This is a genomic window from Neobacillus sp. SuZ13, from assembly GCF_030123365.1.
Classification (GTDB): Bacteria; Bacillota; Bacilli; order Bacillales; family Cytobacillaceae; genus Neobacillus.
In genome coordinates, this window is the sequence record NZ_CP126107.1 from 4,773,766 (window position 1) to 4,792,666 (window position 18,901).

17 protein-coding genes, 1 riboswitch and 1 other annotated feature are annotated in these 18,901 nt (G+C 39.7%); of the genes, 5 read left to right on the forward strand and 12 right to left on the reverse strand.

Features of this window, described 5'->3' with window-relative positions:
* Positions 1 to 54 precede the first annotated feature (54 nt).
* Entirely contained in the window at positions 55 to 2,472 is a 2,418-nt protein-coding gene (gene leuS / locus QNH17_RS23600) for a leucine--tRNA ligase (RefSeq protein ID WP_283875505.1), read from the reverse strand.
* A 44-nt stretch (positions 2,473 to 2,516) separates the two neighbouring features.
* Positions 2,517 to 2,739: a binding site (T-box leader), on the reverse strand.
* 145 nt (positions 2,740 to 2,884) lie between these two features.
* Positions 2,885 to 3,163 carry a hypothetical protein gene (locus QNH17_RS23605; RefSeq protein WP_283875506.1) on the reverse strand — a complete coding sequence of 93 codons (279 nt, stop codon included), beginning with the start codon at positions 3,161 to 3,163 and terminating at the stop codon, positions 2,885 to 2,887.
* Between QNH17_RS23605 and QNH17_RS30090 the strand changes: the two genes are divergently transcribed.
* Positions 3,051 to 3,371, forward strand: coding sequence for an S-Ena type endospore appendage (locus QNH17_RS30090; protein ID WP_481858635.1), 321 nt, complete (start codon positions 3,051 to 3,053; stop codon positions 3,369 to 3,371). The two genes, QNH17_RS23605 and QNH17_RS30090, sit on opposite strands and share 113 nt — an antisense overlap.
* 168 nt (positions 3,372 to 3,539) lie before the next feature.
* Here the strand turns inward: QNH17_RS30090 and QNH17_RS23610 are convergent, their stop codons facing one another.
* From QNH17_RS23610 to QNH17_RS23635, 6 genes are all read right to left on the reverse strand, one after another.
* On the reverse strand, positions 3,540 to 4,733 hold the full coding sequence (locus QNH17_RS23610) for an MDR family MFS transporter (RefSeq protein ID WP_283875507.1): 1,194 nt from the start codon (positions 4,731 to 4,733) through the stop codon (positions 3,540 to 3,542).
* Positions 4,734 to 5,071: 338 nt separating this feature from the next.
* Positions 5,072 to 6,523, reverse strand: a complete 1,452-nt coding sequence (locus QNH17_RS23615) for an ammonia-forming cytochrome c nitrite reductase subunit c552 (RefSeq protein ID WP_283875508.1) — start codon at positions 6,521 to 6,523, stop codon at positions 5,072 to 5,074.
* A gap of 2 nt (positions 6,524 to 6,525) precedes the next feature.
* On the reverse strand, positions 6,526 to 7,038 hold the full coding sequence (locus tag QNH17_RS23620; RefSeq protein WP_283875509.1) for a NapC/NirT family cytochrome c: 513 nt from the start codon (positions 7,036 to 7,038) through the stop codon (positions 6,526 to 6,528).
* A 76-nt stretch (positions 7,039 to 7,114) separates the two neighbouring features.
* Complete coding sequence (locus tag QNH17_RS23625) at positions 7,115 to 7,915, reverse strand: hypothetical protein (RefSeq protein WP_283875511.1); 801 nt, start codon at positions 7,913 to 7,915, stop codon at positions 7,115 to 7,117.
* A 363-nt stretch (positions 7,916 to 8,278) separates the two neighbouring features.
* Positions 8,279 to 8,458, reverse strand: a complete 180-nt coding sequence (locus QNH17_RS23630; protein WP_283875513.1) for a glycogen biosynthesis protein GlgD — start codon at positions 8,456 to 8,458, stop codon at positions 8,279 to 8,281.
* The gene (locus QNH17_RS23635) at positions 8,455 to 8,724 is read right to left on the reverse strand and encodes a YtzC family protein (protein WP_144555210.1); all 270 of its coding nucleotides are present in this window, start codon (positions 8,722 to 8,724) and stop codon (positions 8,455 to 8,457) included. Before QNH17_RS23635 ends, QNH17_RS23630 begins: the two co-directional genes overlap by 4 nt.
* A gap of 212 nt (positions 8,725 to 8,936) precedes the next feature.
* On the opposite strand from QNH17_RS23635, the gene mnmL reads away from it, so the two are divergent.
* The gene (gene mnmL / locus QNH17_RS23640) at positions 8,937 to 9,896 is read left to right on the forward strand and encodes a tRNA modification radical SAM protein MnmL/YtqA (RefSeq protein WP_283875517.1); all 960 of its coding nucleotides are present in this window, start codon (positions 8,937 to 8,939) and stop codon (positions 9,894 to 9,896) included.
* Between the two features lie 2 nt (positions 9,897 to 9,898).
* Positions 9,899 to 10,471: a tRNA 5-(aminomethyl)-2-thiouridylate-methyltransferase MnmM gene (gene mnmM, locus QNH17_RS23645; RefSeq protein ID WP_283875518.1), complete on the forward strand. Its 573-nt coding sequence runs from the start codon at positions 9,899 to 9,901 to the stop codon at positions 10,469 to 10,471.
* 28 nt (positions 10,472 to 10,499) lie between these two features.
* Here the strand turns inward: mnmM and QNH17_RS23650 are convergent, their stop codons facing one another.
* Together QNH17_RS23650 and QNH17_RS23655 are read right to left on the reverse strand one after the other, a co-directional pair.
* Positions 10,500 to 11,582: a tetraprenyl-beta-curcumene synthase family protein gene (locus QNH17_RS23650; RefSeq protein WP_283875520.1), complete on the reverse strand. Its 1,083-nt coding sequence runs from the start codon at positions 11,580 to 11,582 to the stop codon at positions 10,500 to 10,502.
* A 17-nt stretch (positions 11,583 to 11,599) separates the two neighbouring features.
* Positions 11,600 to 12,403: an alpha/beta hydrolase gene (locus QNH17_RS23655; protein ID WP_283875521.1), complete on the reverse strand. Its 804-nt coding sequence runs from the start codon at positions 12,401 to 12,403 to the stop codon at positions 11,600 to 11,602.
* A 145-nt stretch (positions 12,404 to 12,548) separates the two neighbouring features.
* Between QNH17_RS23655 and QNH17_RS23660 the strand changes: the two genes are divergently transcribed.
* Positions 12,549 to 13,061 (forward strand): gamma carbonic anhydrase, encoded by a 513-nt coding sequence (locus QNH17_RS23660; RefSeq protein WP_144555215.1) that lies wholly within the window; start codon positions 12,549 to 12,551, stop codon positions 13,059 to 13,061.
* A 286-nt stretch (positions 13,062 to 13,347) separates the two neighbouring features.
* Here QNH17_RS23660 and asnB read toward each other — a convergent pair whose 3' ends face one another.
* Positions 13,348 to 15,252 (reverse strand): asparagine synthase (glutamine-hydrolyzing), encoded by a 1,905-nt coding sequence (gene asnB, locus QNH17_RS23665; protein ID WP_283875522.1) that lies wholly within the window; start codon positions 15,250 to 15,252, stop codon positions 13,348 to 13,350.
* Positions 15,253 to 15,500: 248 nt separating this feature from the next.
* A complete protein-coding gene (gene metK, locus QNH17_RS23670) occupies positions 15,501 to 16,700 on the reverse strand; it encodes a methionine adenosyltransferase (protein ID WP_283875523.1) in 1,200 nt (399 codons plus the stop codon).
* 202 nt (positions 16,701 to 16,902) lie between these two features.
* Positions 16,903 to 17,042, reverse strand: a riboswitch (SAM riboswitch).
* 250 nt (positions 17,043 to 17,292) lie between these two features.
* Between metK and pckA the strand changes: the two genes are divergently transcribed.
* Complete coding sequence (gene pckA / locus QNH17_RS23675; protein ID WP_283875524.1) at positions 17,293 to 18,879, forward strand: phosphoenolpyruvate carboxykinase (ATP); 1,587 nt, start codon at positions 17,293 to 17,295, stop codon at positions 18,877 to 18,879.
* Positions 18,880 to 18,901 lie beyond the last annotated feature (22 nt).

The window sequence follows — 18,901 nt, forward strand, 5'->3', positions numbered from 1 at the left end:
CAAATCCATCCCCTTTAGGAAAAACAGCCCCAGAAAAGGGGCTGCTCTTTTTAATTAATTTGCAACGATATTTACAAGTTTCCCAGGAACAGTAATAACTTTACGAATTGTTTTTCCTTCAATTTGTTCCTTAATTTGGGCATCTTCCATGGCGATACCTTCAAGTGACTCTTTACTTGCATCTGTAGGTACCATTAGTTTTGCTTTTACTTTCCCATTAACCTGGACCACAATTTCAACTTCATCATCCACTAGTTTTGCCTCATCATAGGCAGGCCATGCTTCGTAAGAAATTGTTTCATTGTGACCTAACTTTTCCCAAAGCTCCTCAGCGATATGCGGGCAAACAGGAGCAAGCATTTTAACGAATCCTTCAATGTATTCCTTTGGAAGAACGGTTGCTTTATAGGCTTCATTAATGAATACCATCATTTGAGAAATTGCTGTATTAAATCTTAAGCCCTCATAATCCTCTGTCACTTTCTTCACCGTTTGATGATACACTTTTTCCAAAGTAGAGGCTTCTTCATTTGTTTGGATTTTTGGATTTAATTCCCCGTTTTCTTCCACCAATAAACGCCAGATACGATCTAAGAAGCGGCGGGAACCATCCAGCCCATTTGTCGACCAGGCAATCGAAGCATCAAGCGGCCCCATGAACATTTCATAAAGGCGAAGGGTATCAGCACCGTGGCTGCCAACGATATCGTCAGGGTTTACGACATTCCCTTTTGACTTACTCATTTTTTCATTTCCTTCACCTAAAATCATTCCTTGGTTAAATAACTTTTGGAATGGTTCTTTGGTTGGAACAACCCCAATATCATACAAGAATTTATGCCAGAAGCGCGCATAAAGTAAATGTAGTACGGCATGTTCGGCCCCGCCAATGTAGATATCAACAGGTAACCAATGATTTAATTTTTCCTCCGAAGCAAGTGCCTGATCATTTTTCGGATCAATATATCGCAAATAATACCAGCAGCTGCCAGCCCATTGCGGCATCGTATTGGTTTCACGGCGACCCTTTTTACCTGTTTCTGGGTCTACGACATTGACGAAATCGGAGATAATCGCAAGTGGTGATTCACCAGTTCCAGATGGACGAATTTCTTTCGTTTTCGGTAACATTAATGGAAGCTGGTCTTCAGGAACGGCAGTCATTGTGCCATCTTCCCAATGGATAATTGGAATAGGTTCTCCCCAATAACGTTGGCGGCTAAACAGCCAATCACGAAGGCGGAAGGTTACTTTCTTTGTGCCGATTCCTTTTTCTTCTAACCAAGCAATCATTTTTTGAATGCCTTCAGCTTTATCCGTGCCATTTAAGAATTCTGAGTTAATGTGTTCCCCATCGCCTGTGTAGGCTTCTTTTTCAATATCTCCACCCGCGACAACGGCTTTAATCGGAAGGTTAAATTCTTTTGCGAATTCAAAGTCACGCTCATCGTGAGCAGGAACTGCCATAATGGCACCTGTACCGTAACTTACTAATACATAATCAGCAATCCAGATTGGCATTTTCTCACCATTTGCAGGATTGATGGCATAGGCGCCAGTAAATACGCCAGTTTTTTCTTTTGCAAGATCAGTACGCTCTAAATCGCTCTTTGTCTTCACTTTATCTAAATAAGCTTCAACCGCAGCGCGTTGTTCAGTTGTTGTAATTTTATCAACAAATGCATGTTCAGGAGCAAGCACCGCATACGTAGCACCGAATAAGGTATCGGGACGTGTTGTGAAAACCGTGAATGTCTCTTCGTGCCCTTCGATCGAGAAAGTTACCTCAGCACCTTCAGAACGGCCGATCCAGTTGCGCTGCATTTCCTTTAAGCTTTCTGGCCAATCCAGTTCTTCTAAATCTTCAAGTAAACGGTCACCATAAGCAGTGATTTTTAACATCCATTGCTTCATCGGACGGCGTTCAACAGGATGCCCGCCGCGTTCACTCTTGCCATCAATGACTTCTTCGTTTGCGAGAACTGTTCCAAGAGCCGGACACCAGTTTACCGCAACTTCATCAATATAAGCCAAGCCTTTTTCGAATAACTTTAAGAAAATCCATTGGGTCCATTTGTAGTATTCAGGGTCAGTAGTGTTAACTTCCCGATCCCAATCATAGGAAAATCCTAATGATTTAATTTGGCGGCGGAAAGTGTTGATATTCTGTTCAGTAAATTCCGCTGGGTCGTTCCCCGTATCTAATGCATACTGCTCTGCCGGTAAGCCGAACGCGTCCCAGCCCATCGGGTGAAGCACATTGTATCCCTGCATCCGCTTTAAGCGGGAAAGAATGTCGGTTGCAGTATAACCTTCAGGGTGTCCAACGTGTAGTCCTGCACCTGATGGATATGGAAACATATCTAAAGCGTAGAATTTTCTTTTATCGTATTCTTCGCTTGTTTTGAATGTTTTTTCTTCTTCCCATTTCTTTTGCCATTTCTGTTCGATGTGATTATGATCGAAACTCATACTGCTCTTCCTCCTAAAAAAAAATAAAAAACCCCCTCATCCCAAAAAGGGACGAGAGGATTGTATGTATCTTCCCGCGGTACCACCCACATTAGTGTTTTAAACACTCGCTTCATTCATCCTTAACGCGGAAAACGGCAAGCCTTACTATTCCTTCACGCTTGCAACTCAAAGGCGAGTTCATGATGTACCCGGTTGACTTCCACCAGCCGTCAACTCTCTATCGCACGGGTATTAACCATTACTACTCCTAATCACAGTCTTTTCAATATAAACTATTACGGTAATTGTAATAAATTTTTAATGAATATGCAAGTAAGGTTAAATAATTAGGGCTTTTCCCCAAGCAAAGAGCTGTTAACTTACATTCTATATTATTAAAAAGGAATGATTTTCTTATGGGACCTACGTTTTATAGTTGGAGTAAACCTTTCAAGTCTTTTTCTGATTCTAATACCGATACCAATTCTGCCTCTGATTCTGACTCTGATTCTGGCTCTGATTCTGGCTCTGATTCTGGCTCTGATTCTGGCTCTAATTCTGGCTCCTGTTTATCCCCAGACCAGGAAATAAGCGAGATGGTATGTAATAATATATGTGGGAATTTGTTATTGAACGACCAGGTTTCAAAATTGGAGATTTGGAGAAAGAGCATTGAGCCAGAAGCTACTGTAACTATTTCCGTATTCAATAGCGCAAGGAACTCTGCAGCCATTCAAGTTATGGTGATTAGAACTGTAGGAAATCCTCTTCAATTCACCATTCCTCCTGGAAATACAATCTCTGCAACAATTGATGATGCTGAATCAATAAGAGTAGCTCGGGTAGGAGTAGGGTTAACGGAGGGGAAATTTTGTTTGGATGTGTGTTACCCTGTTTTTAGCGATGTCAATAATTAAAATAAAAAAAGTTGAAATGTGTTAAAAATAGTAGCCTCACTTAGTAACCTCTTGCTTTTTCATTTAACAAAAGCAAGTAAAAAGCAAAATTCCTATATTTTGGAACTTTGCTTTTTACTACATACTCCACTTTAGCTCATCACTTTGTCCACCTCACGTGGACAAACGTTAGATTTGTCCACGTATGGTGCCTGACACCATTTTCGTTTTTAGACTTCGATCGTAAAGTAATGTGGTTACAATGGCGATTAGGAATAGCCCAATCAATACAATGAATAATGCTGACATGTTATAGATGTCGACGATCATTCCACCTAATAAGGGTCCTATCATTCTGCCGCCAGTGGCGGTACTGTTGACGATTCCTTGGTAGAAGCCTTCACGGCCCTTTGGTGCTAAGTTAAAGGCGACAGTTGGAACGGCTGGCCAGATAAACATTTCTCCGATAGTTAAGATAATCATTCCGACAAGGAAACCTGAAAACGCAGTTGATTTTCCTGCAACTATAAATGAAACAATAAAAATACCTATTCCAATCATCATTTGCAGTTTAAGTGACGCAGAAAGGCGCTTCAAGGCACTATTTAGGAGTGGTTGGGCAACGACAATTAAAGCTCCGTTAATCGACCATAATAAGCTATACTGCTTTAATGAAATACCGATTTCTTGAGTATAGGAAGAAATCGTGGTTGTCCATTGAACGTAGGCAACCCAGCACAGCAAATAGCCTGAGCATAGTATTAATAAGGCATACAGGTTTTTTCTATTCTTAACGATTGGAACATTTATATCGTTGGTTGCCTGTTTTCCAGACTCCACTGAAATTCCTTTATAGCCAAATAGCGCTATAAGCAAAAAGAGGATATACATAATGGTATTGGCAAGGAAGATGAGTTGAAAGGAGTAAGCGGCAACAATCCCGCCAAGGGAAGCACCCAAGGCTACCCCAAGGTTTTGGGCAACATAAATGGCGTTAAAGGCTTTACGCCCACCTTCTTTCCAAACTGACCCTGCCATCGCATACATCGATGGAAAAATAATACCGGTACCAAATCCAATGATGATTTGGAATACAATATATTCGGGCCATCCATGCCAAAACGTTAAACCGATGAGTGCTGCAAGGGTAATACTAATTCCTATTATGATAGATTTGTAGCCGCCTATTTTATCAAATAGACTGCCGCCATAAAGGTTTCCAATCACACTAGCTGCTGAATTTAACATTAAAACAATCCCGGCAACCGATAGTGATTTACCCAAATGGTCGTGGATATAGATTGTATTTAATGGCCACAGAAATGAAGAGCCTGTGACATTAACGACCATCCCTATTATTAAGAGCCATAAGGCACGTGGCATATATAAAACGCCCCTTTACATATTACAATTTAAATTACCAAGGATATATTCTATTATTTTTTCTAGCGTGGCGCAATGTTATTTGTTTTCCAGTGGGGAGTAGGTGTAGGGGATGTGATGAAGATTTGGCGTTCCCGCCAAATTAGTCCGGGATTCCGCTGATTTTCTAGTTTATTCCGCCAACTTGGGCAGAATTCCGCCAAAGTGTGATAGGATTCCGCCCAATTAATGATTGATTCCGCCAAACTCAATTTTCCCCTTAAATTAACGAATTAGGGAAAAAAGAAAACACTGTCCACATAAAAGCAACAGTGTTTTCCTGACCACAATATTTAGGGTTATTTCTTCGGCACTGCCGGCACTACCGGTGCTTGCGCAGGGAAGTAGCTATTCACAGCGGCATCTTTTTTCTTCTCATTATCCTTTTCATCGAGAACAGCCTTTTTCACTTTTTCAATTTCCTTGTCTACCTCTTCCATGTTAACGCCTTTTTTAACAAGCTCTTCTGTGGCAAGCCGGACTGCTTTGTTCGATTGGACAACTGATTCTCTTAGTGAATCCATCGAACCCTGGGGGTTATGGAAACCGGCAGAGTTTTCAGCTGCGATAATATCCCAGAACCATTGACCTTTACGGACAAATTCTTGTGCTTGCTTGATTTTTTCTTGACTTACACCAGTTGTAATCATTTTATTTACATAATAGTGTGATGTTGTTGAAATGTCTTGTGCTTCGTGTAATGCACTGACATTCGCTTCTTGAATTTCAAGGACACGCTCCTTCAATTTATCTAAATCACGGTCGCCATGACATTGACCGCAAGAAGTTTGCATAGTTTTAAGTGGTGAAGTCCACCAGTGGGATGTGATTTTTCTTTTCCCATCGACGCGCTCATATGGCATATGGCAGTCAGCACAGGAAACATTCGCTTTACCGTGCGTACCTGACGAATGGGTTTCATATTCGGGGTGCTGCGACTTTAACATCGGTGTCCCAGAAATATTACTAATCCAGTCTTTTTCAAATCCCTTTTCTTTAGCAATGGTGCTGTAATACTCATACATTTCTTCAGGTTTAAATCCTTTTGTCCACGGGAAAGTTACTTCACTATTATCAGCCGCGAAATAATACTCTACGTGGCACTGTCCACAAACATAACTGCGCATATCGTTCTTGGTTGGATTGGATATATCTACACCTTTCGCTTTCAATGCCTTATAAAAGCTTGGACGAGTCACACGCAAATCCATTGTTTTTGGATCATGACAATCGGAACAGCCGATTGGGGAATGTCCCATCGCTTCACCTTTTGGCCAAATATCTTTATTAAAATTAGCCCCCCAATAGCTGTCGCCCATTTCTTCAATCATTTTTGGAACAGCTGTTGATTTACAGGTATAACAAGAACCAACCGATTTATCTGTAATCCGTTTAACGCTGCGAATATCTTCTAAAGCGTATGTATGTCCACGCTCCTCATTATACTCGGTCGCAAATCCATATCCGTTGAAAAGGATGGGTAACAATGGCTCTTTATCTGCCTCATACTTACTGTGCTTTACAGAACCCCCGTAAGTAGTATCTTCCATCTTTTCATTTTTTTTGTAACTATTATATTGAAGTGGAAATAAGTCCTTAAACGCTTCATTGCTAATTTCATCGGCTGAGAGGCCTGTTGTATTCTTACCCGCAGCAGAGGCTGTTTTCTCACTGGATTCGTGGCTGCACCCAGTAATAATCAAAACAATTGCTAGCAGGAGAAGATATGCCCCATATCGAAACCTTCCCATTTCTAAAACCCTCCCTTATTTTCTATTAACTCTCCTGAAACAGGTGGCTTATTATAACTGTCATCTTTAAAGCCTTTCCCGTGTGGTACTGTTTTGTGACAGGATATACACTTTTCCTTTGCATCATGAGATACATTACTTAGCGTACTCTTGTGACAAGAACTACAGTTGTCATTCATGATTTTTTCAGTGCGATCGGTGGCCTCAATCACATCCGGAATCTTCTTTGTTCCGAGTGTGTTGAAATAAATATGTGTCATCCCAGCGCGGCCTTTAAAAAATAATTTCCCCACTTCACTTTTATGTGGCAGATGGCAGTCATTACACTGTAAATCCGAGTGCGTAGAACCCATAAATGACTTATGCACGGATTTCATCGTATGACAGTTTTGACAAAAACCAGGCGAATCCAAATAGGCCATTGTTTTTACAGTTGAAAAAGATAAAAACACACCAATTAGAAGTGCCAACACAATTAAAAACTTTTTGTCCATTTTCAGAAATTTTTTAACCATTCCTTCACCTCCCATAGAATATCTCTTCTCTCTTTTTTATAGTTAAAGTACATTTTTGTACTTTAATCCCAATGAATCACCTTTTTCTCTTCCTTATCAAAAATGTTAGTGCACCCACTGAGAGGACTCCAATCCCACTAATTGCTCCAATTGCAAGATTGGTTGGTTTATAATCCGTCGTCTTTTCAATGGATTGTGCATTCATCAGTTCAGATGTCGGTTTCGATTCGCTGCGTGTGTAGAATAGGGTAAAGGTTTTTACTTCACCAGCTTTTACATCATGAAATAGATAGGAATGGGTATTTTCCTCACTGCCATGGTTCTGTGCTTTATCAGATGCGGGTATAAGCTTGACATTTTTTGCCCCAGATGGCTCAGTAAAGGTTACATTCACCAAATTAATATCGGCAAAACTTTTAAATTGGTACTGAAGAGATTTCACATCTTTTTTTACATGGATGCCGTCTGAATAAAACTCAATCACAAATTTATAACGTTCGTTAGGTGCAATTACTTCACTGGTTGTCCAGGAGATGGTCCCTTTTTCAAGATCATTTATGTATTCAATTTCATAAGTCTTGCTAAAATTACTAGAGTAATCTGCCACATAGCCAATCCGAAAATCCTTATCTTTCATTGGAAGGGGAATTTCAATTCTTCCTGTTTGTGGCTGGCTCGAGTTGTTAACCATTGTACCTTGATATCCAATTAATAGTGGTACATGGTCCTTCTGGTGATCGTTTGGATGGTAGGCAAATTCGGGCATTACTTGAATGGATAGCTCTTCCATTCTTAAAATATTTGTATCTTCAGCGAAACTATGTGATGGGCATAAAAAGGTAAGGAATGTGCTGACAATCAATAGGTACTTTTTCATTCATTTTCTCCTTTATTAGATGTGGATGAAATGTGAACTCGTTCACATAATAGTCAAAAAAGGGGTTAGATGAACATTTCTTCCATGATACATCTATCATAGAGTGGAGGTTTCTGAGCTGAAATTTCTTATCCATATCTTATTTAAACCATGAGTTGAAAGCGCAAACTGTGACGTACGTCACATATAAATTAACACTTGTTACCAAACTGTGAACGGAGTTTTCCTTCTATTTTTAAGGTGTTTTTATTGTAAAATTGTAATGCCAAGTGGTTATAAGCACTTTTTTATGTATTTTTCGAAAAATTAATTTTCAAAAAAAGAACCCCTCAATGAAAAAAAATTGAGGGATTCTTCCTTGTTTTAAGAGGACTGACCTTTTTCTTGGTGGAATTTAGATTTTACGGGCTGCCCACCTGATTTTTCATAGTTCTTCTTGGATTGCTTAACAAGATCGAAATCTTGCCCAAGTTCTAAATCTTGATTATTTATTCCATTTCGTGTTTTTTGTTCAGGATTTTGTTGTTTAGAACGTTTTTTCAAAGGTTTTCCCCCTCTAGAATCATGGTATTCTGAAGCTGCTGCAGCTGGAGTCTCATTCTATGGAGCTGTTCCCGTTGCTGCGAGTTTGCACTAAGTGCCATTTTGGCAATGTCTTGATAAGTATCTTCAACCTGCTGCAGCGCCTTTGTGTAATCATCATCATTATAATGCTCTTGGAGACTGCTTTGTTTGTATTGTTCTTGTGCAAAGCGAACTGTGTCCTCAACCTGTTGCATTAAATCGTCCATAGAGTCGCGAGTAGCCATCTAAGAACCCCCTTCTATAATAACTGGAATCCCCGTGTAAGAAGCATAATGCTTCATTTCTTATTTTGTTCTCCATTTTCTTTCCTATAACATAAACAGTTGAATAATTATTACCAGCCAGTTCCGTAAATAATTACGTTTGGATTAGCTGGCCACATCATGATAAAATTGTTGTTATGCGCTTTTTAATTTTTTAAAAGGAGGTTTTCTGATTGGTTCAGATGAGACCTTTTATATATGCTTCTGATGATAAACGTTACCATACTTGGAATTACCACTTACGCCAAGAATTTGGTCATAAGGTGTTTAAAGTCGCGCTTGATGGCGGCTTTGATTGTCCGAACCGGGATGGCTCGGTTGCGCACGGAGGCTGTACGTTTTGTAGTGCGTCAGGGTCTGGTGATTTCGCCGGCAATCGAATCGAACCCCTAGAAACTCAATTCAATAATATTAAAGAAAAAATGCACACGAAATGGAAAGATGGCAAATACATGGCCTACTTTCAAGCATTTACAAATACCCATGCACCAGTAGATGTACTTCGTGAAAAATATGAATCCGTACTAAAGCATGACGGTGTTGTAGGTTTATCGATTGCTACGCGTCCTGATTGTCTGCCAGATGATGTGGTCGAGTATTTAGCAGAACTGAATGAACGTACCTATTTATGGGTTGAGCTTGGTCTCCAGACAGTTCACGAACGAACAGCCTTACTCATCAATCGTGCCCATGATTTTCAGTGTTATAAAGATGGGGTAAATAAGCTAAGAAAGCACGGCATTCGTATCTGCTCCCATATTATTAATGGATTACCACTAGAGAACTATGACATGATGATGGAAACTGCTCATGAAGTTGCCAAATTGGATGTTCAAGGAATAAAAATTCATTTGCTCCATTTGTTAAAAGGAACACCCATGGTCAAGCAATATGAAAAAGGAATGCTCGAGTTTATGTCCCAGGAAGACTATGTAAAATTAGTATGTGACCAATTAGAGATTTTACCACCCGAGATGATTGTTCATCGGATAACAGGTGATGGTCCTATTGATCTAATGGTTGGACCGATGTGGAGTGTGAACAAGTGGGAAGTCTTAAATGCCATTGATTCGGAACTGAAGGAACGAGAAAGCTGGCAGGGGAAATTTTATCAAGGACTATTGGTGAAGTAATCATGAAAATAGACAAGATTCTTTTGTTTGCGAAAAATCTACTCAAAAAAGCGGTTCATCCAGGCGATGTCGTAATTGATGCGACAGTCGGAAATGGCTATGATACAGTTTTCTTGGCAGAACTTGTTGGAGCCTCAGGCCACGTATTTGGATTTGATATTCAAGAAGAAGCAATTGCCGCAAGCAAAGAACGGGTGATCAAGAAAGGCCTGTCAGAGCAAGTTACACTATTTCAATCAGGGCACGAACACATTTCCCAAATGATCCCCAACAACTGTCAAGGTAGAGTAACGGCTGCAATTTTCAACTTAGGATATCTGCCTGGCAGCGATAAAACAATTGTTACTCGACCTGAAACAACGATTGCTGCCCTGCAACAACTATTGGAAATGATTGTTCCTGAAGGAATCATCGTACTTGTTATTTATCATGGCCACAAGGGCGGGGCCGAAGAGCGTGATTCCCTGCTTGATTATTGCCAAAAGATTGATCAAAAAACGGCACATGTGCTTCAATACCAATTTATTAATCAACAGAACAATCCAGCATTTATCATTGCAATCGAGAAAATATAAAAACCAGGCCTAAAAATTGGCCTGGTTTTTATTTTGAGATTAATCTTGTGACAAAAGCCGGTACTGATTTTTGCACTGAACGGTAGGCAAGACCATTGAAATAGAAGAAATAGCTAATCCAACCGCCGGTTTTAATCATACCTTTGGCTAATTTCCTAACGCTCTTCTGTTTGCGAACCTTGGAATCTGATAAATAAATTCCTAACAGTCCGCGGTTAATCAAGCGATGGAAATTTTTATGAGGAAGAAATTCCGTGTGTCGATCGGCTTCCCTGACAAAATGGTTCAACCGTTGAAACAGCATTTCCTCATTATCATAATAGGTACAAAAGTTTAAATCTCCCCCTATAAGGTCTTCCTCTTGATCAATAAAATAATCTAAAAGAATATGTAAGCCCTGTATATATGGAAAGTATCCATTTCGAATATTATCCGCATCACCCAACTGAAAATCATCACGATGAGCGTAGGACACAAGGCAAAAAATCCCTAAGGTAGAACCCGAACAAGCTGAAAATTCATACCATTCCATTTCCGGCAAGTGGTGTTGGTTTTTTTGAAACCATTTTTCAAGGCGTGGTACCCGCTCTTCATGAATGACATGTTTGTGAATTTGCAATTCACAATAGTACTGGCATAGTTCAAGCAAATAATTTTTAATTTCTTCATAATTCTTAATATCTCTTAGGACAGAGCGACAGGTCTCCGATAAATCATTTAAATAATTACCATCGTCCTGGTCTTCGCGGAGCCGGTAATAATTTTTCTTATCTGCCTTAATGACAAGCGCATCTGCCATGGATTCATGGAGCGCTGCAAAATCCTCAGGATCCAGTGAGGTAGACCGGTCACAAAGATTATCCAAATAATCACTAATCGTTTGATAGGCAACGATAAATTTTATCGCTTTTTTATAATCCTCTTTTGCGGTTAGTGCAAGGATCGCCCCACCCTCGCAATGGAATGTTTTATGATTGATACTTGCAAGGGCTTGAGTCCTCAGTTCCTCATTCGGGATTTTTTCTGCACGGCTTTTCCAATAAGCCAATTCTTTGTGTACTGCTGGAAGTATTTTACTGTATACCCTCGACATAAGGGTGATTGGCATCATTGAAACCGACAACCTTTCTAAACAATATAACCGATTGCTTTTAATTGACTATAAACAAAATCCTTTGCGTATTCAAACACTTCTTCCCGCTCCGGTTCATTAAAAATTTCATGGTAGCATTTTGGCCATTCCTTAAATCTTTTTTCAGAAAGAGGTACGTGATTGAACCATTCTTTTACGGTACTTTTATTGACTATTTTGTCATCTCCAGCTTGCATGACAAGCATGGGGATATCCTGTGTATTTTCAAGTGCTTGAAAAGCCTCTTTCATGGCACTCACTAATTCCCGATACCATCGAACCGATACTTTCGTTACATAAAGGGTATCATTTGAATCCGCTTCACGGACCTCTTCGTTTCTTGTGGCCATTTGGACCGATAATCCAGAATTTATCCGAAGTGAAGGAAAAACCACATTCAGACCATGCGAAAGAAGATCAAGAATTTTAGACGGGGTGTGAACTAACCCTAAACACGGAGATGAAAGAATCACTCCAGCAACATTCAGTCTCTCTTCCTGTAAGAGTCGGATTGAAATTAATCCTCCCATACTGTGACCAAGTAGGAATACTGGTAAATTATAGCGGTATGCCGCCTGAATCCAATCCTTTACTTCAAAGATATAATCATCGAAGGAATGAATATGACCGCGGTTGGCCCTTGTTGTCATCCCCTGGCCTGGAAGGTCTGCCATAATCACATGGAATCCAGCTGAACGCCACATTTCAATTAGCCAGCCATAACGGCGATGATGTTCCATCGCACCATGGACCATCACTATGACTGCTTTCGCTTCTCCTTCTGCTTCCCACTTCCACATAGTTTTCCCCCCTATAGTAGTTATAACCAATTAGTGAATGAATTTCCAATGTTCCTAAATTTCACTAATTCAAAAAAGACGAATTATTTTTAATCGCCTCCTACTTCCGATAAAATAATATCATCATGGAAAAGGAGCGAGAAGAATGATCTATCCTTATAAAGATAAGTATCCTCACATAGCGGATACTGCTTATATTGCCGACTATGTGACAATTACTGGTGATGTTGTAATTGGTGAAGAATCAAGTGTCTGGTTCAATACTGTCATTAGAGGGGATGTAGCCCCAACCATTATTGGTAAAAAAGTAAATATCCAAGATAATTCTATCTTACACCAAAGTCCCAATAACCCGCTAATTTTAGAGGATGAAGTGACCATTGGACACCAGGTAATTTTACACAGTTGTATTATAAGAAAAAAAGCACTCATCGGAATGGGATCGATTATCCTTGATAATGCTGAGATTGGTGAAGGTGCATTTATTGGGGCCGGCAGTCTGGTTCCCCAAGGAAAGAAAATCCCCCCTAATACCTTAGCATTTGGCAGACCTGCAAAAGTTATTAGAGAATTAACACCTGACGACATTAAAGATATGGTAAGAATCTCTACAGAATATGCGGAGAAGGGACAATATTATAAGTCCATTCAACCTTAATAATAAAGCGCAAGCGCCCTGGTCAGCGGCGTATGGCCTCCTCGAAAGAGCTAACGCTCTTTCTTCGTGCGATGCTTATGCTGCCGATGCCTTCCTTGTGGAGCGCTCCAACTGAGATAAAGGAAACACGAAGAGCGATAGTGATTCGATGTTGACTTATCGTAGGGCGGAGAGCGAAGGACACTAGCCGCTAGGGCCGCTTGCGCTAGACAGTAATCTAAGTTCAAAAACTTATACTTTCTTATCATTAAATAAAGCACCCAAGGAAACTTGGGTGCTTTATTCATTAATTTTTGGATGTTTGCAATGCCTTTTCTAGTGCATACTCTTTCTGAAAGGAGTAGACATCTTCTACATACACTTGATGCCATACCATAAACATCAGTACAGTCCAGATTTTTCTGCTGTTATCTGCTTTGCCCTGGCAGTGATCTTCAAGCAATTGAAGTACATAGGATTTATTAATCAAATGATCTGTGTTGCTTTCACGGATGATTTTTTTGGCCCATTCGTTCATTTCATCCTTCAACCAGTGTCGGATCGGAACAGGGAAGCCTAGTTTCTTCCGGTCTAGCACATGGGCAGGCACGACTCCTTCAGCGGCTTTACGCAAGATATACTTCGTTGTCCCATGAGCTGTTTTTAGGCTGGTTGGGATTTTGGATGCCACCTCGAAAACGGCTTTATCAAGGAATGGAACGCGCAATTCCAATGAATGAGCCATTGTCATTTTATCGGCCTTCAGTAAGATATCCCCGCGCATCCACGTGTGAATATCAATATATTGCATCCGATCAACTGGATCATAGCCCCGTGATTCCGCATAAAGAGGCCTTGTAATATCCTTATAATCTAATCCTTCACGATAGACGTTTAATAGTTCGCGTTTCTCTCCTTCCATAAACATTTTTGCATTACCGATATAACGATCTTCCATTGGCGTTACACCGCGTTCGATAAAGCTTTTCCCTCTCATTCCTTCAGGCATCATACCCGCGATCCCTTTTAAAAGGACCTTACCTGCTCTTGGAATTTTATTAAATACCTCTAAGGATTGTGGTTCACGATATATATTGTAACCGCCAAATAATTCATCTGCGCCTTCACCAGACAGTACAACTGTTACGTGCTTTCTTGCCTCACGAGCAACAAAATAAAGCGGGACACAAGCAGGATCGGCAAGCGGGTCATCCATATGCCACATGATTTTTGGAATTTCATTCATGTATTCCTGCGGTGAAATCACATAACTGATATTTTCAACACCAAGCTTTTCTGCAGTCTCTTTCGCGACATCTATTTCACTGAATCCATTATGCTCAAAGCCAACTGAGAAGGTTTTAATAGCAGGATGAAATTCTTTAGCAATCGATGCAATGATCGAAGAATCAATACCGCCTGATAAGAACGAACCAACCGGAACATCACTGCGCATATGCATTTTAACTGAATCAAAGAGGACATCTTTAATTTCTTTTATAAAATCAGACTCTGATTTTTGAACAGGTTTAAAATGTGCCTTCCAATATCTTTTGATTTCCATTGGAGAGCCAATTTTTTTAGTAAAATAATGACCTGGTTCTAATTTTTTTATACCATCAGACAATGTGTATGGCTCCGGAACAAATTGATAGGTCAAATAATGCTGCAAGGAATCATAATTAAGCACATCATTTTCAAGGCCTAACAAGATACTCTTTTTCTCAGACGCAAAAAAGGTTCTATCACCATCTTCAAAATAAAAGAACGGTTTTATTCCAAATGGGTCGCGTGCCCCATAAAGGCTTTGCTCTTGTTTATCCCAAATCACGAAAGAGAACATTCCACGCAGTTTTTCAACGGCTTTTTCCTTTAAATGACTGTAAAGGGCAATAATAACCTCCGTATCAGAACTTGTTGCAAACGTTAAACCTTCAGATAATAGTTCTTCACGCAACTCAACATAGTTATAAACTTCACCGTTAAAGATAATCCAATAGCGATCATTTTCATAGGTTAACGGTTGATGACCGCTCTCGATATCAATAATACTTAAACGGCGGAATCCAAATTGAATATGATCATCATAATAAAAACCATCGTCATCTGGTCCACGATGAGTAATAATATCATTCATATTTTTAAATTGTTGTTTTTGTACTTCACTATAGTTTTGTGTTGTATCGTGTACACAACCTATAAAGCCACACATTATGTACCTCACCTCTTCTAAATATCCCTATATAAAGGATTTAATCCAAAAAACATACTCTCTAATACTACCACTTTTTTTTGAAAAAATGCACTGAGAACAATAGGTAAATTTACTATCCACATTTTTTACTTCTTTTGGCCCGTATAAACATTTCATTTTATGCAATTATCGATTCATTGTACAGGTATATAGACGTACAAATAAAAACGGGAGTTACATGTCGTATGTAACTCCCCTCTTTCTATTTATATATTTGCTTGCGCTCGCAATGCCTCTACTTTGTCTGTACGCTCCCAAGGAAGGTCTACATCTGTACGGCCAAAGTGACCATATGCTGCAGTTTGTTTGTAAATTGGACGGCGAAGGTCCAACATGTTTATGATCCCAGCAGGGCGAAGGTCAAAGTTTTCACTTACAAGATCGACTAATGTATCTTCGGTTACTTTGCCAGTACCAAACGTATCAACAGCAATCGAAACAGGTCGTGCCACACCAATCGCATAAGCGAGCTGAACTTCACACTTTTCAGCAAGACCTGCAGCAACGATGTTTTTAGCAACATAACGTGCTGCATATGCAGCGGAACGGTCCACTTTTGTTGGATCCTTACCTGAGAAAGCACCGCCGCCATGACGAGCATATCCGCCATACGTATCAACAATAATTTTACGGCCAGTTAAGCCTGCATCCCCTTGTGGTCCGCCAATAACGAAACGTCCGGTTGGATTAATAAAATACTTTGTGTTCTCATCGATAAGTTCTTTTGGTACGACAGGGTTGATGACATATTCTTTCAAGTTACGTTGAATTTGCTCTAATGTCACTTCTGGATTATGTTGAGTCGAAATAACAATGGTATCAATTCGTACCGGCTTATCGTTCTCATCATATTCCACTGTTACCTGAGTTTTCCCGTCTGGGCGAAGGTAATCAAGAACATTATCTTTCCGGACTTCTGTTAATTTCCGAGCAAGCTTGTGTGCAAGTGATATAGGAAGCGGCATTAGTTCCTTCGTTTCGTTACATGCAAAACCAAACATTAACCCTTGGTCCCCTGCACCAATTGCTTCGATTTGTTCATCAGACATTTGACCTTCACGTGCTTCCAAAGCCTGGTCAACACCCATAGCAATGTCTGGAGACTGTTCATCGATAGATGTTAAAACAGCACATGTCTCGGAGTCAAAACCGTATTTCGCACGGTCATAACCAATCCCTTTAATCGTTTCACGAACGATTTTTGGAATATCCACATATGTAGATGTCGTGATTTCCCCTGCAACTAACACTAATCCAGTTGTTACTGAAGTTTCAGCCGCAACACGAGCATTAGCATCCTTTGCTAAAATAGCATCTAAAATGGAATCAGAAATTTGGTCACAGATTTTATCAGGATGACCTTCAGTAACTGATTCAGAAGTGAACAAACGACGTTTTGTTGACATCTGAATTCCTCCTATATTATGAGATCACGAGGTTTTTTTCGAAGGTTACAGGTATACTTCTTAAACCTCGAGAATTTGATACGGTACTCATTCCCTTAGTATGTAATAAACAAAGGATTTTTATTAGAGACTCATTTCATAAAAGGACTTATACAAAACAAAAAACCTTACCATAGAGGAAAGGTTGTTTTCGGGCCTTTCGCTCTTATCGTTCAAGGCATTAGCCTTGCGTCAGATTAGCACCTTCGCATTTGAAAAGGACCTTTTAAAGTGGTTAATCTTTTCATACTGCAGGTTGCTGGGTTTCATTGGGCCTGTCCCTCCACCAGCTCAGGATAAGAGAGTATCCGTTCATCTTAGAATAATAACATACTGGATAACAATGTCAATGAATTTTTTTAGAAATGTCTTCCTCTATAAAATAGGAAAAAACGGAGCAAGTTAAGTATCCTTTTATAAATATTTTTTATATCTTCAATTAAAGTTTTAAAATATATAAATTCAGTTGAATAAGATACATTAATTCAACTAATGTGTTATACTTTTTGTATTATTAACAACATAAAACTTAAATAAAGGACGGTCTCATTAAATGAATTCTGTTGATACTCCTAATGAATTAAATCAATTGTTGAATGAAAGTAATGTTCATGTGCAATTATCTGTTCCACAGTTAGTAGAAAAAGTCTTAACTCGTCATGAAGGAGCGCTAACTTCTACGGGAGCAATTAGTGTAGCTACTGGTAAATATACTGGCCGGTCTCCACAGGATAAATTCATTGTTTTAGAAGATTCAACTAAAGATAAAATTGAATGGGGCACAACCAATCAACCAATTTCAGAGCCGGTTTTCACAAAGCTTTATCAAAAGGTCATTAATTATTTACAACAGAAAAATGAGATCTTTGTTTTTAAAGGCTTTGCTGGTGCCGATAAAAAATCGCGTTTACCTATCCAGGTTGTAAATGAATTAGCATGGCAAAATTTATTTGTACACCAGTTATTTATTCGCCCGACTGCAGAAGAGCTGCTTGAACATGATACTGGTTTTACCGTTATTTCTGCCCCTAATTTCAAGGCCGATCCAGCAATCGATGGTACGAATTCGGAAGCCTTTGTTATTATCTCATTTGAGAAAAGAATTGTTTTAATCGGAGGAACGGAATACGCCGGCGAGATGAAGAAGTCTATTTTCTCGGTCATGAACTATCTACTTCCTGAAAATAATATCTTTTCCATGCACTGTTCTGCAAATGTTGGCCTTGAAGGCGATGTTGCATTATTCTTTGGCTTATCCGGAACTGGAAAAACCACCTTATCAGCGGATCCAAATCGCCGATTAATTGGTGATGATGAGCACGGCTGGTCATCTACTGGTGTCTTTAATATCGAGGGAGGCTGCTATGCAAAATGTATTAATCTTTCTCGTGAAAAAGAGCCACAAATTTTTGATGCGATTCGCTTTGGAACGGTATTGGAAAATGTTACTTTGAATCAGGAATCCAGAATACCTGATTATGATGATGGCACATTAACAGAAAATACACGTGCCGCTTATCCGATTGATGCGATTGATAATATTGTTCAACCAAGTATTGCTGGTCATCCAAACACTATCATTTTCTTGACTGCTGATGCTTTTGGTGTATTGCCTCCTATTTCAAAACTAACTAAAGAACAAGCAATGTATCATTTTTTAAGTGGTTATACTTCAAAACTAGCTGGAACAGAGCGTGGAATAACTTCACCACAAGCTACCTTCTCTACCTGCTTTGGTGCACCATTCTTGCCGCTGCCTGCAACCCGATACGCAGAAATGTTAGGAGAGAAGATTCTTGAGCACAATGCGAATGTATTCCTTGTGAATACAGGCTGGACCGGCGGTGAATATGGAGTCGGTAATCGGATGAAACTTTCCTATACCCGCGCTATGATCCAAGCGGCGCTTGAAGGGGAACTTAATCATGTAGAAACTACCAAGGATAAAATTTTCGGCTTAAATATTCCTCTTCATATTGCTGGAGTACCAGATGAGGTTCTTCAACCTAGTAAAACATGGTCTGACCCGTTTGCATATGAGAAGAAGGCAGAAGAATTAGCAACACAGTTCCGAGAAAACTTCAAAAAATTCACGAACGTCTCAGAAGAAATAGAACAAAAAGGCGGACCAATTGCGTAAGCGAAAAGTGTCCTTTATATTC

Coding starts and splice junctions, on each gene's coding strand:
- leuS (WP_283875505.1), bottom strand. CDS start 2,472: ATGAGTTTCGATCATAATCACATCGAACAGAAATGGCAAAAGAAATGG.
- QNH17_RS30090 (WP_481858635.1), top strand. CDS start 3,051: ATGGTATGTAATAATATATGTGGGAATTTGTTATTGAACGACCAGGTT.
- QNH17_RS23610 (WP_283875507.1), bottom strand. CDS start 4,733: ATGCCACGTGCCTTATGGCTCTTAATAATAGGGATGGTCGTTAATGTC.
- QNH17_RS23615 (WP_283875508.1), bottom strand. CDS start 6,523: ATGGGAAGGTTTCGATATGGGGCATATCTTCTCCTGCTAGCAATTGTT.
- QNH17_RS23620 (WP_283875509.1), bottom strand. CDS start 7,038: ATGGTTAAAAAATTTCTGAAAATGGACAAAAAGTTTTTAATTGTGTTG.
- QNH17_RS23625 (WP_283875511.1), bottom strand. CDS start 7,915: ATGAAAAAGTACCTATTGATTGTCAGCACATTCCTTACCTTTTTATGC.
- QNH17_RS23635 (WP_144555210.1), bottom strand. CDS start 8,724: ATGGCTACTCGCGACTCTATGGACGATTTAATGCAACAGGTTGAGGAC.
- mnmM (WP_283875518.1), top strand. CDS start 9,899: ATGAAAATAGACAAGATTCTTTTGTTTGCGAAAAATCTACTCAAAAAA.
- QNH17_RS23650 (WP_283875520.1), bottom strand. CDS start 11,582: ATGATGCCAATCACCCTTATGTCGAGGGTATACAGTAAAATACTTCCA.
- QNH17_RS23655 (WP_283875521.1), bottom strand. CDS start 12,403: ATGTGGAAGTGGGAAGCAGAAGGAGAAGCGAAAGCAGTCATAGTGATG.
- QNH17_RS23660 (WP_144555215.1), top strand. CDS start 12,549: ATGATCTATCCTTATAAAGATAAGTATCCTCACATAGCGGATACTGCT.
- asnB (WP_283875522.1), bottom strand. CDS start 15,252: ATGTGTGGCTTTATAGGTTGTGTACACGATACAACACAAAACTATAGT.
- metK (WP_283875523.1), bottom strand. CDS start 16,700: ATGTCAACAAAACGTCGTTTGTTCACTTCTGAATCAGTTACTGAAGGT.
- pckA (WP_283875524.1), top strand. CDS start 17,293: ATGAATTCTGTTGATACTCCTAATGAATTAAATCAATTGTTGAATGAA.